At 70.2% G+C, this 15685-nt stretch carries 17 protein-coding genes; 10 read left to right on the top strand and 7 right to left on the bottom strand.

Translation table 11 applies throughout. The annotated features are described in order from the left end of the window. Positions 1–25 precede the first annotated feature (25 nt). From ACIRCZ_RS07610 to ACIRCZ_RS07595, 4 genes are all read left to right on the top strand, one after another. Positions 26–1576, top strand: a complete 1551-nt coding sequence (locus tag ACIRCZ_RS07610; RefSeq protein WP_402851303.1) for a hypothetical protein — start codon at positions 26–28, stop codon at positions 1574–1576. A gap of 13 nt (positions 1577–1589) precedes the next feature. Then, entirely contained in the window at positions 1590–2195 is a 606-nt protein-coding gene (locus ACIRCZ_RS07605; protein ID WP_402851300.1) for a dihydrofolate reductase family protein, read from the top strand. 79 nt (positions 2196–2274) lie between these two features. Next, complete coding sequence (locus tag ACIRCZ_RS07600) at positions 2275–2736, top strand: pyridoxamine 5'-phosphate oxidase family protein (protein WP_402851297.1); 462 nt, start codon at positions 2275–2277, stop codon at positions 2734–2736. A gap of 29 nt (positions 2737–2765) precedes the next feature. Continuing rightward, on the top strand, positions 2766–3428 hold the full coding sequence (locus tag ACIRCZ_RS07595; RefSeq protein ID WP_402851294.1) for a DUF1992 domain-containing protein: 663 nt from the start codon (positions 2766–2768) through the stop codon (positions 3426–3428). Between the two features lie 54 nt (positions 3429–3482). Here ACIRCZ_RS07595 and ACIRCZ_RS07590 read toward each other — a convergent pair whose 3' ends face one another. After that, positions 3483–4166 carry a FadR/GntR family transcriptional regulator gene (locus tag ACIRCZ_RS07590; protein ID WP_402851291.1) on the bottom strand — a complete coding sequence of 228 codons (684 nt, stop codon included), beginning with the start codon at positions 4164–4166 and terminating at the stop codon, positions 3483–3485. A 170-nt stretch (positions 4167–4336) separates the two neighbouring features. Between ACIRCZ_RS07590 and ACIRCZ_RS07585 the strand changes: the two genes are divergently transcribed. Next, positions 4337–5908 carry a 2-isopropylmalate synthase gene (locus ACIRCZ_RS07585; RefSeq protein ID WP_402851288.1) on the top strand — a complete coding sequence of 524 codons (1572 nt, stop codon included), beginning with the start codon at positions 4337–4339 and terminating at the stop codon, positions 5906–5908. 55 nt (positions 5909–5963) lie between these two features. Here the strand turns inward: ACIRCZ_RS07585 and ACIRCZ_RS07580 are convergent, their stop codons facing one another. Genes ACIRCZ_RS07580 through ACIRCZ_RS07570 form a run of 3 tightly spaced genes read right to left on the bottom strand, consistent with a single transcriptional unit; the run spans position 5964 to position 7812 of the window. Continuing rightward, entirely contained in the window at positions 5964–6683 is a 720-nt protein-coding gene (locus ACIRCZ_RS07580; RefSeq protein WP_402851286.1) for a hypothetical protein, read from the bottom strand. Between the two features lie 29 nt (positions 6684–6712). After that, a complete protein-coding gene (locus ACIRCZ_RS07575; RefSeq protein ID WP_402851283.1) occupies positions 6713–7225 on the bottom strand; it encodes a DUF6114 domain-containing protein in 513 nt (170 codons plus the stop codon). Further along, entirely contained in the window at positions 7216–7812 is a 597-nt protein-coding gene (locus ACIRCZ_RS07570) for a DUF6230 family protein (RefSeq protein ID WP_402851280.1), read from the bottom strand. The genes ACIRCZ_RS07575 and ACIRCZ_RS07570 overlap by 10 nt, the downstream gene beginning before the upstream one ends. A gap of 135 nt (positions 7813–7947) precedes the next feature. Between ACIRCZ_RS07570 and ACIRCZ_RS07565 the strand changes: the two genes are divergently transcribed. Further along, positions 7948–8532: a TetR/AcrR family transcriptional regulator gene (locus ACIRCZ_RS07565; protein ID WP_055895293.1), complete on the top strand. Its 585-nt coding sequence runs from the start codon at positions 7948–7950 to the stop codon at positions 8530–8532. A 76-nt stretch (positions 8533–8608) separates the two neighbouring features. Further along, positions 8609–9571 (top strand): nucleoside hydrolase, encoded by a 963-nt coding sequence (locus ACIRCZ_RS07560; protein WP_402851277.1) that lies wholly within the window; start codon positions 8609–8611, stop codon positions 9569–9571. Between the two features lie 73 nt (positions 9572–9644). Here the strand turns inward: ACIRCZ_RS07560 and ACIRCZ_RS07555 are convergent, their stop codons facing one another. Continuing rightward, entirely contained in the window at positions 9645–10712 is a 1068-nt protein-coding gene (locus ACIRCZ_RS07555; protein ID WP_402851274.1) for a LacI family DNA-binding transcriptional regulator, read from the bottom strand. Positions 10713–10804: 92 nt separating this feature from the next. On the opposite strand from ACIRCZ_RS07555, the gene ACIRCZ_RS07550 reads away from it, so the two are divergent. The 3 genes from ACIRCZ_RS07550 to ACIRCZ_RS07540 are packed head-to-tail and all read left to right on the top strand — an operon-like array spanning position 10805 to position 14150. After that, entirely contained in the window at positions 10805–11761 is a 957-nt protein-coding gene (locus ACIRCZ_RS07550; protein ID WP_082581420.1) for a nucleoside hydrolase, read from the top strand. Next, positions 11758–13206, top strand: coding sequence for an MFS transporter (locus ACIRCZ_RS07545; protein ID WP_402851271.1), 1449 nt, complete (start codon positions 11758–11760; stop codon positions 13204–13206). The genes ACIRCZ_RS07550 and ACIRCZ_RS07545 overlap by 4 nt, the downstream gene beginning before the upstream one ends. A gap of 26 nt (positions 13207–13232) precedes the next feature. Next, positions 13233–14150, top strand: a complete 918-nt coding sequence (locus tag ACIRCZ_RS07540; protein ID WP_402851268.1) for a ribokinase — start codon at positions 13233–13235, stop codon at positions 14148–14150. Positions 14151–14305: 155 nt separating this feature from the next. Here ACIRCZ_RS07540 and ACIRCZ_RS07535 read toward each other — a convergent pair whose 3' ends face one another. Next, positions 14306–14641, bottom strand: coding sequence for a hypothetical protein (locus tag ACIRCZ_RS07535; protein ID WP_235500478.1), 336 nt, complete (start codon positions 14639–14641; stop codon positions 14306–14308). Positions 14642–14779: 138 nt separating this feature from the next. Then, positions 14780–15613: a thioredoxin domain-containing protein gene (locus ACIRCZ_RS07530; protein ID WP_055895304.1), complete on the bottom strand. Its 834-nt coding sequence runs from the start codon at positions 15611–15613 to the stop codon at positions 14780–14782. Between the last annotated feature and the right edge of the window lie 72 nt (positions 15614–15685).

The raw sequence follows: 15685 nt of genomic DNA, 5'->3' as shown, positions 1-15685 counted from the left end.
ACCACCGGCACGAATGGAGAGGCGCATGACATCCACCCCTGAGACGACGGGACCGCTGATCGTCTCGCCGAAGAACCCGCGGTACTTCACCCCCTCATCCGGCCCGGACGCCGGGCGAGCGGTCTACCTCACCGGGTCGCACATCTGGAACAACTTCCACGACGGGATGGGCCCCGGCCCAGACGCCCTGGGCCCAGACACCCAGAGCACAGACACCCAGGGCCCAGACGACCAGGCCGAGTTGGAGCGGATGGACTTCGACGCCTACCTGAGCTTCCTCAGCGAACGCGGCCACAACTTCATCCGGCTGTGGCGCTGGGAGCAGATCCGTTCCCAGGCGGCGGGCGGCAACTACCACCTGAACATGAGCCCGCAACCGTGGCTGCGAACCGGCGGGGGAACCGCGAAGGACGGCAAGCCGCGCTTCGACCTCGACCGGCTGGACGACGCATACTTCCAGCGGCTCCGCGACAGGGTGGTCGCGGCGGGCGAGGCGGGCATCTACGTGGGCGTGATGCTGTTCGACGGCTGGGCGCTGCACCTGAGCCCGGCCCCCGACCACATCGAAGGTCACCCCTTCCACGCGGCCAACAACGTGAACGGCATCGCTGCCGCATCCATCGACGACCTGCAGGTGCTCCCGCTCGACCCGCGCGTGCAGGCGATTCAGGATGCGTACATCCGCCGCGTCGTCGACACACTCCACGACCTCCCCACCGTGCTGTGGGAGGTCGCCAACGAATCGTCGGGCGGCGGTTCGGTCACCGACGAGTTCGCCGGGTTCATCGGCCTCAGCGCCGCACCGCACTGGGGAGACTCGACGGCCTGGCAGTACCGGGTGATCGACACGGTCAAGGAGCACGAGCTGGCGCAGGGCTATCCGCCGCATCCCATCGGGATGACCATGCAGTTCCCCGTCGCGGTGCAGACCGAGGTCAACGACCCGCTGCTCGCCAGCCGTGCCGAGTGGATCTCGCCCGGCTACGACGACGAGATCTTCGCGGACGGAGGGCACCCGATGGCGCCGGGTTCCCCACCGTCGCGCTGGTACGCCGACCCGCCGGCGGCTGACGGCGTCAAGGTGATCGTCAGCGACACCGACCACTACGCACCTGGCCAGGGGGATGCGCTGTGGGCGTGGAAGACGTTCCTCCGGGGAGGTCACCCCATCCTGATGGACTTCGGCCTGATCGGCGGGCTGGAGCCGACGGGCGCTGATCCGGCCGACACCGGCGTGCCGCCGTTCGAGGCGTACGAACCGGCGCGGTGGGCGATGGGGGACACCCGGCGATACGCCGAACGTATGGGGCTGATCGACGCGCTGCCCGGCGGGGAGACCGCATCCACGGGGTACGCGCTGGTGAACCCCGGTGTCGAATACCTGGTGCTGCAACCGGAGGACGGACCGTTCACGGTCGACCTGCCCACTGGCGCGTACGCCGTGGAGTGGTTCGATGTGAGCAACAGGGAGACGAAGCCGGGGGAGCGGGTGGTCGTCGACGCGTCGGCGGCGGTCGAGTTCTCCTCGCCGTTCCCTGCCGGGCCGGCTGTGCTGTATCTGGCCGGCGGCGAGTGATCGGAGGACCATCGTGAGCAGAGTGATCGCAGACATCTCGATGTCGCTCGACGGATATGTGACAGGCCAGGGCGCTGACCCCGAGCACGGCCTCGGCATCGGCGGGGAGGGCATCCACGCCTGGGTGCTGGAGGAGCCGCGCTCGGCGGTCGACGACGAAGTGCTGGCGCGCGCCTTCGCGGAGACGGGCGCCGTGGTGCTCGGGCGTCGGCTGTTCGACGTCGTGGACGGACCGGACGGCTGGAACGACGACATCGGGTACGGCTACGACCAGGATCAGACGGTCGCGCCCCCGTGCTTCGTGGTCACCCACGAGGTTCCCGAGAGCGTGCGGCTGGTCTCCCGGTTCCGGTTCGCGACCGGGGGAGTGGAGGACGCCGTCCGGCAGGCGAGCGAGGCTGCAGGGCAGAAGAACGTGGTTGTGATGGGTGGGGCGAACGTGGTGGACCAGTGCATCGCGGCCGGGCTGGTGGACGAGCTGCGCATCCACCTGTCGCCGGTGCTGGTGGGGTCGGGAACGCGGCTGTTCGCCGTGGCGGGGGCCGCTGCGCTGGTGCAGCGGGAGGTGGTGGTGTCGCCGCGGGCGACGCATGTGACGTATGACGTCGTGGGCCGATGAGGGTGGGGGGCGATGGTGCCGAGGTAGGTGCTGATGCCGGTCGGGGCGCGGAAGACGGATTCGGGAGGAGGGAGGAGCCATGCCGGACAGGACGGACATCGAGCGGGTCGTCGCCGCGACCCGCTATCTGGTGATCGCCAGCGTCGGCGACGATGGACGGCCGTGGGCGACCCCGGTCTTCTTCGCTCTGGTCGGGGAGGACAGGCTCTGCTGGGTGTCGTCGCCGGACAGCAGGCACTCGCGCAACATCGCCGCGCGGCCGGAGGTGGCGCTGACGGTGTTCGACTCGACCGTCGCGGTCGGTCACGCGGAGGCGGCGTACTTCGACGCACGCGCCTACCCCGCTCCCGAGGCGGCCATCCCGGATGCGCTCCACGCCCTCAATCGGCGCCTCCCGCCGGACAGGCAGCTCGATCCCGACGACCTCGCACCGGCGGGCTCGCTGGTGCTGTACCTGGCGGACATCGCCCACCGCTACCTGCTCGTCCGCGGAGGCGACGCGCAGCAGGGGAACGAGCTGGACGTGTCGCGGGAGGTCTGAGCGCGCATCCATCGTCGTACGCTGGATGCATGGCGAAAGGGCAGGAGCACAGCGACTCCCGCGTGGAGGCCGCTCGCTACCTGGTCGACCGGCTGGTCGACGAGGAGCGCCGGCAGGCGAGGGAGGAACCGCAGGAGGCAGAGCAGAACAATGCGGGGGCGCCGACGATGGATCAGCGCGCCCACGTCGTGGAGAACGCGATCCAGCAGGCCATCCGCCGCGGCGACTTCGACAACCTTCCCGGCGCAGGCAAGCCGCTGGAGAACCTGACAGGGACGCACGACCCCGACTGGTGGATCAGGCGCAAGATCGAACGCGAACGGCTCACCGGTCTCGGCCCACCCGCCCTCACCCTCCGCACCGAGAACGAGCAACTCGAAGCCAAACTGGATGCGACGGGCTCAGAGGCGCGGGTGCGCGAGATCCTGCACGACTTCAACAAGCGCGTCATCGAGGCGCGCAGGCAGTTGCAGGGCGGGCCGCCCGTCGTCACGCCGACCAGAGACGTGGATGCGGAAGTCGCGCGGTGGCGGGAACGTCGCGACGCGCGCGTGCGGGCGGCGCAGGCGGAGCGGGAGCGGCAGGAGGCGGAGGAGGTCACGCTGACGTGGCGCGAGCGGAGGGCGGCGGCGCGGGAGCGGCGGGCGGCGGCGGGGGAGCGGCGGGCGCGCCGGGAGACAGAACGGGACTGACGCAGCGGGAGCGGCGGGCGCGCCAGGACGGACGCAGCGAGCCGGGTTCCCTCGTCAGCGCAACGCGCGCACGATGTGGTCGCCGAGCCGTCTGCTTGCGGCGGCGGCGGCCTCGGCGTCGCCGCGGCAGATCGCATCCACGAGGTCGGCGTGCTCGTCGATGTCGGCGCCGATCGGGCTGTCCTCGCCTGTCTCGAACGTCGCGAGCTCGCGCGCAGCATCGCCGAGCGCCGGCGCGAACTGCTCGAACAGGGTCAGGATGACCGGATTGCCCGAGGCGGCGACGATGCTGCGATGCAGGTCGACGTCGGCCTCCGCGAACGCTTTCGGGCCGAGCGCGTGCGCTTCGGCGCGGTCCTGTTCGGCGGCTCGGAGCGCATCCACTGTTGCGGGCGTCACACGCAGGGCGGCGAGGCGCGCCGCCTCGGCTTCGAGCGCGACCCTGGCCTCGAAGACGTCCGCGAGTTCGGCGCGGCTGAGGAGTCGCTGCACGTCCGACTGGGCCGCCGTGGAGATGACGTAGATCCCTGCGCCCTGGCGCGGCGCCACCTGCCCGCGCGCCGCAAGCGTGCGGATCGCCTCGCGGATCGTCGAACGGCCGACGGTGTACAGCTCCGAAAGCGTCTTCTCCGTGGGGAGACGCGTGCCGACCGGCCACTCCCCGAGAGCGATCCTCGATGCGAGATCGTCGGCGATCCGCAGCGGCAGGGATGCCCGAACCAACCCGTGTCCACTCATACGCACCTCCAAACTTGTCTGATGACCTGATCAATTCTATGATGAGGTCATCATGTTCCGACTCGTGCTCAGCCTCCTTCTTCGTCGCCACGACGAGCGCTAGCCGAGACCGGGCGCCGTCGTGGAGGTCGCGCGACGGTCGCCGGACACTTCTCGAAGGACGACAGAACATGAGCAACGACCGTAATTCCCACCGCGTGGACGTGCAGGCCGCATCGGCCGCGCAGGGCGCCCCGCCCGCGCACGCAGCCCCGCCAGCACGCCCCGCATGGAACCCGCAGACCCCGAGCGGGATGCCGTTCCGCAAATACCTCCCACCGCACGAACGCGTCGATCTGCCCGACCTCGCCGACCGCCGCTGGCCGGAGGCACGGCTCACCCGTGCGCCGCTCTGGGTGCCGGTCGATCTGCGCGACGGCAACCAGGCGCTCGCCGACCCGATGGATGCGCCGAGGAAGCGCCGCCTGTTCGACCTGTATGTGCGCATGGGCTACAAGGAGATCGAGGTCGGCTACCCGTCGGCCAGCGCCAGCGATTTCGGGTTCGTGCGCGAGCTCGCCACGAGCGACGCCGTGCCGGACGACGTCACGGTGGTGGTGTTCACCGCGGCGCGGGCCGACCTCATCCAGCGCACGGTCGAGTCGGTGCGCGGGCTGCGCAATGTGGTCATCCACGTCTACATCGCAACGGCACCGCTCTGGCGCGAGGTCGTGATCGGCCGAGACAGGCGCGAACTGACGGAGACGGTGATGGCGGCGGCCGCTGAGATGCAGCGCGGCGCCGACCGTCTGCGCGGCACGTTCACCCGGTTCCAGTTCTCGCCTGAGGTGTTCAACCTCACCGAGTCCGACTTCGCCATCGACCTGTGCAACGGCCTCACCGACTTCTGGGAAGCGTCGCCGGTACGACCCGTGACGATCAACCTGCCGGCCACCATGGAGATCGGGACCCCCAACCTCTACGCCGACCAGATCGAGTACGCGAGCAGGCACCTGGCCCGGCGGGACGGGGTCATCCTGTCCATCCACCCGCACAACGACCGCGGCACCGGTGTGGCCGCCGCCGAGCTGGCGATGCTCGCCGGAGCCCAGCGCGTCGAGGGCTGCGTATTCGGGAACGGGGAGCGCACAGGCAACGTCGACATCGCGACTCTGGCGCTCAACCTGTACTCGCAGGGCGTGGACCCGTGCATCGACTTCTCCGACATCGACGACGTCCGCGAGGCGGTCGAGTCGTGCACGCGCATCCCGGTGCACCCGCGTCACCCGTACGTCGGCGACTACGCGTACACAGCGTTCTCCGGCACCCACCAGGATGCGATCAAGAAGGGCTTCGCGGCTCGCGCGGCCGAGCTCGCGACTGTGCAGGATGCGTCGACGTACCCGTGGCGCGTGCCGTATCTGCACATCGACCCGGTGGATGTTGGCCGTGACTACGAGGCGGTGGTGCGGGTGAACTCGCAGTCCGGCAAGGGCGGGATCGCGTACGTCCTGAGCGCCGACCACGGCATCGAGCTGCCGCGCGCGGTGCAGGTGGAGTTCGCGGCGATCGTGCAGGACGCGGTGGATGCGTCGGGTGCGGAGATCAGCAGCGCGGGCCTCGCGGAGCTGTTCGAGCGGACGTACGTCGACGAGCAGATCGGGGAGGGCGCGGTGACCGAGCGGGTGGACGGCGGCCGCTACACGTTCGTGAGGATGACGGCGGCCGGCGGTGAGCGCTGGGTGGCGGTGACGGAGCGCTGAGCGGCGCGGGGAGCGCTGGCTCAGGTCCCGCACCCCGCGCATCCATTGCCTGCGGCTACTCGGTCAGGTGCTGGTGCGGGTTCGTGAAGGTGATCTGGTCCGCGGTGACGCCGACGAGGCCGAGGGTGACCTTCAGCAGCTGCGGAGGAAGGCCGTCGGCCGGCGGGGGCGTCGCCGCGCCGAGGGTGAGCGACTTCCCGTCCTTGCCTGTCGCGGTGACCGAGTCGAGGTAGACCTGCACGTTGCCCTGGAGGCGCATCCGGTCGGCGGTCGTCGCGAGGATCGGTCCGGTGGCTTTGCGCACGGTGAGGCTGAAGCCGTCGATGGTGATCTCGTCGGCGACCAGCTTCAGCACCGGGATGCGGCTGCCGTCCGCGACGGGGACCGTCACGACGCTGAGCGAGCGCAGGCCGGAGAAGGAGAGCGAAGAACTGCCGAGCTGCGCAGGCGGCTGGGCGAAGACCGGGGCGGCGCCGTCCGGGGACGCCGGGGCGGCGGGGGTGGCAGGGGCGTCAGGCGCGGTCGACCCCGGTGTGGGTTTCGGAGTCGGGGTGCTGCCGGGTGCTGCGGGCACTCCGGGGATTCCGGGGACGGCCGGGGCGCTCGGCAGCACGGAGCCGCCGGTGGAGGTCGGTGTCGGGGTGGGCGTCGGCGTGCTGCAGTCCATCAGCAACGGGATGCACCAGGAACCCTCGGGCACGATCATCGGCGCGCGAGCGAACCCGAAGCCGACCAGCGCCACAGTGACACACACGGCCAGAGTGCTTCGGCGCATCCCGCGCCTGCCGGTCGGAGTGCGGCGGATCAGGATGCGCTCCCCTCGCCTGCCGCCTCGACGGACGGATTCGCGGCGGACGACGCCGTGGGAACGTTCGTTATTGCCGCGCTGTCTGCCGCCCGCGGCATCCACGCCACGGCCAGCACGCCGCCGACCGTGCTCAGCAGCATTCCCACGAAGAAGCCGCCGAGGTTCACGCCGACCAGCGAGTACACCGCCACCACCAGTGCGATCACACCGTAGAAGATCCGGTGCGCCGGCATGAGCACGATGAGCACGCCGAGCAGCACGAGCACGATCGGGATGATCGTCGCCTGCAGGCCCTCTATGCCGAGCTGCACGTGGATCTTGCCGATATCGAGCTGGCCGGAGAAGAACAGTTCGATGCCGCCGAGCGCGATCAGCAGTCCGCCGAGGAACGGACGCTGCCTGCGCCAGTGCGAGAACCGGGACCAGGCCGAGCCGGAGGGGGAGCGCTCGCTGCGCTCAGTTCGCTCGCTGCGCCGGCGGGTACTGCGCTCCGCCGCGTTCAGAAGCATCCCTTGGACCCGTCCGTCAGCTGCACGTGCATTCCGGTCAGGGTGAACACCGATGCCTGGGTGCTCCACGCGGTCTGCTGCAGGTTCGCGATCTTCACGGTATCCGCATCCTGGGCGAAGTCGCCGACGCCGCCCTTTGCCGCCGTGTTGACGGTGGATGCGTCGACGCCGATGCGGATGTTGCCGAACGTCGAGTCTCCCTTGAGGTCCGTCATCCCGATCTGCAGGTCGGACGCGCTCGCTGGGGCTCCGCCTCCGCCCGCCGTGATGAGCAGGCCGACCTTGCCCATCGGGGTGTCGGTGACCACCGACTGGCAGAGGTCGGCGAGCGTCGCCGACTTGATGTTGGCGATGGCGACCTGGTGGTCTTTGCCTGCCGTGTCCGGTGCGACTCCCGCGTACTGGCTGAAGCCGGTGCCGTCGAGCTGCGACGCACTGATCTGGAATTGGCTGCCGGAGACCGCGAACGAGACCGGCACGGCACCGTTGGCGACCCCGGCCATCAGCAGCGACGACACCACGGCCACCGGGACGGCCGCGAGCACGATGCGCCCGGTGTGGGAACGGGTGAGTGAGCGGAACTTCATTGATCCTCCTCGTTTGGGGGTCTTGACAGCGGCGGTGCTTGTCAGGTCGTAACCCCACAGCGAGCATATTCACTATTGACGGCTTGTCAATAGTGGGGACGATCGGCGCGGGACTCAGATGGCTAGGCTCGACGCATGGAGATCGACCGGCGCACCAGGCTCACTCCGGAGGAGCGCAGGGCTCAGCTGGTCGCGCTCGGTGTCGCCTTCCTCGTCGACAACCCATTGGATGCGCTCACCATCGAAGGACTGTCGGCCAAGGCCGGCGTGTCGCGGGCGCTGCTGTTCCACTACTTCGGGACGAAGCAGGGGCTGCACCGCGAAGTGGTCAGGACGGCCCGCGACAGCATGCTGCACGCCACCCAGCCGCAGTCCGACCTGCCACCGCTCGACCGCCTGCACGACACCCTCAGCAGGATCGTCCAGTTCGTGCGGGACCACCGCGGCACCTTCTACTCCCTGGTGCGCGGCGTGGCCAGCGGCGACACCGAGGTGCGCGAGGTGGTGGAGGAGGCGCGCGCGGAGCAGGCGGAGCGGGTGATCGCGGTGTTCATCGAGCTGGGCGTGCCGGATACCGAGCTGCTGCGGATCGCGCTGCGCTCCTGGGTGGCGTTCGCGGAGGAGGCACTCGTGCGCAGCGCCCTCGGGACGGACCTGGCGTCGGACGAGGTGGTCGCGTTCCTGGAGCGCAGCGTCCGCGCGGTCGTCGCCGCCCTCTGACCGCGCGGGGTTCGCGGCTGGGGCGGTAGCCTCGTGTTCGGCCGACACACGCCCATCCACTGAGTCCGGAGAGCACATGACCGAACCCACCAGCCGCCGTCCCGTCTACCTCGACTGCGACACGGGCATCGACGATGCGCTCGCCATCGCCTACCTGCTGGCGTCTCCCGAGATCGAGCTGGTCGGGATCGGCACGGTCAGCGGCAACGTCAGTGCCGCCCAGGCAGCGGACAACACCCTGCGCATCCTGGCGCTCGCCGGACGAGGGGACATCCCGGTCGCCGTCGGCTCGCACGACGCGCTGGCCCGCGCGTTCGACGGGGGAGCGGAGCACGTGCACGGCGGCAACGGGATCGGCGGCGTCGAGCTGCCGGACACCGATCTGACACCGATCGCGGAGTCGGCTCCCGAGTTCCTCATCCGGCTGGCGGAGGAGCACGCCGGGCGCCTCGAGGTCATCACGATCGGCCCGGCGACCAACATCGCCCTCGCGCTGCGCCTCGACCAGGAGCTCCCCGGCCGCGTCGCCGCCGTCACCGCGATGGGCGGAGCGGCCTTCGCATCCGGGAACGTCACGGCGGTGGCGGAGGCGAACATCTGGAACGACCCGGAGGCGGCGGCCGTCATGCTGTCCGCGCCGTGGCCGGTCACCTTGGTGCCACTGGATGTGACCGTGGAGAACACCTTCGAGGAGGAGCACCTCGCCGGCCTCCTCGCGGCGGAGAAGCCGCTGGCCCGTGCGGTCGGCGCGATGCTCGGCTACTACTTCGACTTCTACGTCGACCTGTACGGCCGCCGTGCCAGCGCCCTGCACGACCCGCTCGCCGCCGCCATCGCGGTCGGCGCGATCCTGCCGACCAACGCGCCGCTGGTCGACGTCGTGGTGGATGCGACGGCAGGCCCGGCGCGCGGCCAGACCATCTGCGACCTGCGCGGCCAGCGCCTCGGTCCGGTCGATCAGCCGGGCGCGCACATCCGCGTCGTCCTCCGCACCGACCGCCCCCTCGACTCTCACCTGCTCGAACGCCTGCTCGCGTAGCCATCGAGCCGGGACTTGTGCACGCGGCACGCCGTCTCGACGCGGCGTGTCGCGTGCATAACTCCCGGCTCGATTATGTGGGGGTGGCGGTGGAGCCCCGGGGGATGAAGGTGGCGACGAGGTCGGCGGGGGTCGCGGGGGGGGCGCCAGCGGCAGGCGCCGTGGCGGCGGCGGCGAGGGCGCCATCCGTCGCGGCCGGCGCGTCGATCTGCGCGGCGAGGCGGCGGGCCGCCGCGCGGCCGAGCGGCTCGCCCGGCAGGCGCACCGTCGTCAGCGGCGGCGCCGTCACGCGCGAGTACGGGAGGTCGTCGAACCCCGTCACCGCCACGTCGCCCGGCACGGACAGCCCGGCCTCGCGCGCCGCCTCCAGCACGCCGTACGCGTGCGTGTCGGTCGCGCACACCACCGCGGTCACGTCCTCCGCACGCCACTGCGGCCACGCGGAGGCGAACGCCGAGGCCGCCGCGCCCAGCTCGATGATGCTGCGGGCAGCATCCGGTGCGCTCACGGACATCCCGTTGCGTGCGGCGGCAGCGGTGAGCTGTTCCCGGCGGAGCTGGAAGGTGCGGGTGCCTGTGATGCTGTCCAGGTAGCCGAGCGCGCGGTGGCCACGGGATGCGAGGTGTGCGGCGAGCTGGTCGATCGCGTCGCGCATGTCGTAGTTGACGGCGGCGACGTCGGTGCGCAGCTCCGGCGCATCCAGCACCACCAGGGGCACGTCGTCGCCGAGTTCGTCGAGGAATTCGTCCGAGGGCGCATCCACCAGGTACCCGGCGGGCCGGAGCCCGGCGAAGCGGCGGACGTCGGACGCGGACGGCTGCACCCCGCTCTCCGTCACAGAGAGCACGAGCTGGAAGCGCGGACCGAGCTCCTGCTCGATGCCCTGGATCACCGAGCCGAAGAACGGGTTGGAGAGGTCGGGTGCGACCAGCACCACGAGGTCGGAACGTCCGCGCGCGAGCGCGCTCGCCCCCTGATCCACCACGTAGCCGAGCTCAGTCACGGCCGCACGCACCCGCTGGATGTTCACGGGGGAGACCCGGCCGTCCGTCTTGCCGTTGAGCACGAGCGACACCGTCGCGATCGAGAGCCCCGCGTGCGCGGCCACCTGCGCGGCGGTCACTCTGGATGGTCGGGGCATACCTCGATCGTATCGGCGCCCGATTTAACGTCAAGCGCTTAACGTGATAAGCATTAAGCGCTTAACTCATCCCCCGACGAAGTGGAGCCCCCGTGACAGATACGGGCAAGAAAATCATCCTCGACTGCGACCCAGGGCACGACGACGCCATCGCGATGCTGCTGGCGCACGGCAACCCGGACATCGACCTCCTCGCGGTCACGACGGTGGTCGGCAACCAGACCCTGCCGAAAGTCACCCGAAACGCTCTCGCCGTCGCCGAGATCGCCGGCATGATCGGCGTCCCGATCGCCGCGGGCGCCACCCGCCCGCTGGTGCGCACCATCGAGAACGCGCCGGAGATCCACGGCGACTCCGGCATGGACGGCCCCGTGCTCCCCGAGCCGACCATGCAGGTGGATGCGCGTCACGCGGTCGACCTCATCATCGACACGATCATGGCGCACGAGCCGGGCACGGTCACCCTGGTGCCGACCGGCGGCCTCACCAACATCGCCCTCGCCGTGCGCAAGGAACCGCGCATCGCTGAGCGGGTCAAGGAGGTCGTGCTCATGGGCGGCGGCTACCACATCGGCAACTGGAGCGCCGTCGCCGAGTTCAACATCAAGATCGACCCGGAAGCCGCGCACATCGTCTTCAACGAGAGCTGGCCGGTGGTGATGGTCGGCCTCGACCTCACCCACCAGGCGCTCGCCACGCCCGACGTCGTCAAGGCGATCGCGGCGGTCGGCACGAAGCCGTCGCAGTTCGTGGTCGAGCTGCTCGAGTTCTTCGGCCACACCTACAAGGAGTCGCAGGGCTTCGACGCCCCGCCCGTGCACGACCCGTGCGCCGTCGCGTACGTGATCGACCCCAGCGTCGTGCGCACCGTCAAGGTGCCGATCGACATCGAGCTCACCGGCACGCTCACCCTCGGGATGACCGTGGCCGACTTCCGCGCGCCCGCGCCGGACGACTGCACCACCTGGGCGGCGACCGAGCTCGACCACGAGCGCTTCTGGGCACTCGTCGTGGACGCCCTCGAGCGCATCGGCGAGGTGCAGGCATGAGCAACGTGACCGCATCCACCGGACCCGGCGCATCCACCAGCGCACGCACCGGCCGCACCAGCGGCGGCAAGAGCCTCGCCGCCCTGACCGCGGCGCTGCTCGCCGCCTGCGTCGCCTTCCAGCTCAACGCGAGCATGCTGAGCCCCGTGCTCGTCACCATCGCGCACGAACTGAAGACCGACGACGCCTCCGTCGGCCTCTCGCAGACGATGTTCTTCACACTCGCTGCGCTGTTCTCGCTGTTCCTGCCGCGACTGAGCGACATCGTCGGCCGTAAGCGCATCCTGATCGGGATGCTCATGGTGATGATGCTCGGAAGCATCGTCGCAGCCCTGGCCGTCAACCTGCCGATGCTGTACGTCGGCCGCGCCATCCAGGGCGTGTCCGGACCCGTCGTGCCGGTGTGTCTGCTGATGCTGCGCGCCGAGATCTCCGACCCGAAGAAGTACGGCGCTGCGATGGGTCTGCTCACCGCGGTGAACGGCGGGATCGCCGGCATCGACGCCATCGCGGGTGGCTGGCTCGCCACCACCCTGGGCTTCCGCTCGGTGTTCTGGGTGATCGCGGTCGTCTCCGTGGTCGCCGTCGCGCTGGTGCTGTGGTGGGGTGTCGAGTCAAAGCCGTCCGCAGGGACGCGGATGGACTGGTGGGGCGTCATCCCGTTGGTCGTCTCGATCGGCGCGCTGCTCATGGCGCTCAACGAGGCAGGCAAGCTCGCCACGGCGAACTGGGCGCTCGTCATCGGCGGGATCGTGCTGTCCCTCGTCGCGTTCGTGGTGTTCTGGTTCGTGGAGAAGCGCATCAGGGAGCCGTTGGTGCCGCCGAAGTACCTGCGCCAGCGCAGCACCTGGGCGCTGCTGGTCACCACCCTGCTGACCATGACGGGCGTCTTCGCCGTCGTCAACGGACTCGTCACATCGCTCGCGCAGAACGGCGACGCCGGGTTCGGTATGCAGGCGGACCTCGCCTCCCTCGCGTTCCTCACCCCGTACGCGATCGTCGGCTGGATCGTCGGGCCGTTCGCCGGACGCCTCGCGCCGACGCTCGGCTACCGCACCGTGCTGCGCGTCGGCCTCGTCGGAAGCATCGTCGCCACGCTCATCATGGCGTTCGTCGGCGTGCACTCGCTTCCGGTGCTGATCATCGCCACCGTGCTGATCGGCGTCTGCTACGCGGGCATCGCGAACATCATGCTGAACGGCCTCGGCATCGTGCTGTCTCCCGCAGACAACCCCGGGTTCCTGCCCGGCCTCAACGCCGGGGCGTTCAACCTCGGTGCCGGCCTCAGCTTCGCGCTGCTGCCCGTGCTGCAGGTGGTCCTCAGCCCGGCAGGAAGCACCTCAACGGTCGGCTACAGCGCCGGGATGCTCGTGGGGGCGGCGATCACGGTCGTCGCGCTCGCGGTGTCGTTCCTCATCCCGAAGCCCGCGACGGCCGAGGCGTGACCAGAGGAAGATGAGAGGGTTGTGGAATGACTGACTCCGGCATCCTGATCGTCGGCTCGCTGAACGCCGACCTCGTCGTCCGCACCGACCGTTTTCCCGGACCGGGGGAGACGGTGCGCGGATCGGAGCTTGCGACCCTGCCGGGAGGCAAGGGTGCGAACCAGGCGGCGGCTGCCGCGCTGCTCGGCGGCGACGTCCGGATGCTCGGAGCGGTCGGCGCCGACGCGCACGGCGAACTGCTGACCGGTTCGCTGCGCCGCGCAGGCGCCGACGTCGACGGCGTGCGCCTGATCGACGGCGTCGCCACCGGCACCGCGATGATCACGGTGAACGCGGACGGCGAGAACACGATCGTCGTCAGCCCCGGCGCGAACGACCGGCTGACCGCCGACGACGTGCGGGGGAGCGACGCGTTCTCCGGGCGCGCCGTGCTCGGGCTCTGCCTGGAGATCGACACCTCGGTGGTGCTGGCTGCTGCACAGCGGGCCGGTGCGGACGGCGCGACCGTGCTGCTCAACCTTTCGCCGTACGCGGAGGTGCCGGAGGAGTTGCTGGCGGCGACGGACGTGCTGCTCGTCAATGAGCACGAGGCGTCGACGCTGCTCGGCGTCGATGTGGAGTCGGTGGATGCGGCGGAGGTCGCCTCCCGGCTCTCCGGTCGCGGCATCCGGCGTGCCGTCGTCACGCGCGGCTCGGAGGGCGCGCTCGTCTTCGACGACGGCGAGAGCGCGACGGTCCCTGCCGTCCCTGTCACCGCGGTCGACACCACGGGATGCGGCGACGCGTTCATGGGGGCCCTCGCGCTGCGTCTGGCCGCAGGCGACGCGCTGGTCCAGGCGGCCGCCTTCGCCGCCGCCGTCGGCGCATACGCGGCCACCGGCCACGGCGCCCAGTCCTCCTACCCCACGCTCACGGCCCTGGAGGCCTTCCGCGCCACCCGCTAGCCCCACGCGCGCAGCTCGCCTCGGCCGCGCAGCAATCGAGCCGGGACTTGTGCACGCGACACGCCGTCGCGCAGTGTGCACAAGTCCCGGCTCGATTGCTGCGAGAGGGGCCTGGAGGGGAACGGGCGGCGAGGGGCGGGGCGGGGCGGGGCGGGTCAGGCGTCGGGGTCGGTCGCGGCGTCGGGGGCGTCGGGGTCGGCGTCGACGTCGGCGGCGGAGGCGTGCTCGTCGTAGACGGGGGAGGCCTCGCTGGGCGAGCCACCGGTGGGGCCGTCGTTGCCGTCGCCCGCGCCTGGCCAGACCGTCTCGCCGGCGACCGCATCCGTGGTCACCAGGTCGTCGGCGAAGTCGGCGGCCGCGATCGGGTCGTTGGCCGCGTAGTCGACGTCGCCGTCGGCCGGGTCGACCCAGCCGGCCGTGTCGCCGGCGTCTGCGTCGCCGAGCAGGTCGTCGTCGAGGCCGTCGATGCCATCGTCCGGGATGCGGTCCATGGTGATTCCCTTCGCCGTCGGAGTGCTGATGCAGCGAACGCTACACCGCCACGTAGGAACCGAGAAGGCGGAGGAACCCGCCGCGGAACGACGAAGCGCCCGGTCGGGAAGACCGGGCGCTTCTATCGGGCGGAAGCCCTACTTCTTGGGTGCCGGCGTCGGGAAGGTCACGCTTCCGCTGCTGCCTGCGTCGTTGACCGCGGTCTGCACGAACGATGCGAACGTGGTGGCGTCCGTGAAGCCACCGGAGTAGCGCTGTCCGTTCACGAACACGGTCGGCGTTCCGAAGCCGCTCGGACCGCGCAACTGCGAGTCGGCGACCGCGGAGGTGGTGCGGTTCGTGACGAACTTCGCGAACCGCTGATCGTTCACGCAGTCGGTGATCTGCTGGGACGACACCCCGGCGCCCTTGAACAGTTTCAGGATCTCCGCGTTCGTGAGGCCTGACCCTGTCTGTTCGTCCGGTTGGTTGGCGAACAGGGCGCTGTTGACGTCGAAGAACTTGTCCGGCTGGTAGTTCGCCACGCACGACGCGGCCGCCGCGGCCCTGGTCGAGTACTTCTTGTTGGTCGAAGAGTCGAGGATGGCGACGGGGTGGATCTCCAGGGTCGCCTGGCCGTCCGCCATCCACTTCTTCATCTGGTCGGAGTTCGTGGTCTCGAACTGGTCGCAGTACGGGCACTGGTAGTCGAGCCAGATCTGGATGTGCGCCGTCTTGCCGTCGAGAGTCTGCTTGGTGGGCGTCGGGTCGGCGCCCTTCGCGATCGCCGGCGTGGTCACCGCCTTGTCCGATGCCGTGAGCAGGATGCCGCCGCTGAGCATGTTCTTCGGGTTGGCGACATTGTTGGCCGCGCTGACCCCGGCGAAGATGAACCCGCCGACGATGGCGAGCACCGCGACGATCCCGACGATCACGGAACCCTGCACGATGATCTTGCGACGCTTGGCCTTCTTGGCGGCTTCCTCGCGCATGAGGCGAGCGTGTTCCCTCGCCTCTTCCCGGCGGTCGCGTTTATTCGGCCCCGAAGCGCCCCTGCCTGTTGC

It is taken from the genome of Leifsonia sp. NPDC102414 (assembly GCF_044765685.1).
Lineage (GTDB): Bacteria > Actinomycetota > Actinomycetes > Actinomycetales > Microbacteriaceae > Leifsonia.
The sequence above is the reverse complement of the archived record's forward strand: the minus strand, read 5'-3'. Positions and strand labels throughout refer to the sequence as shown.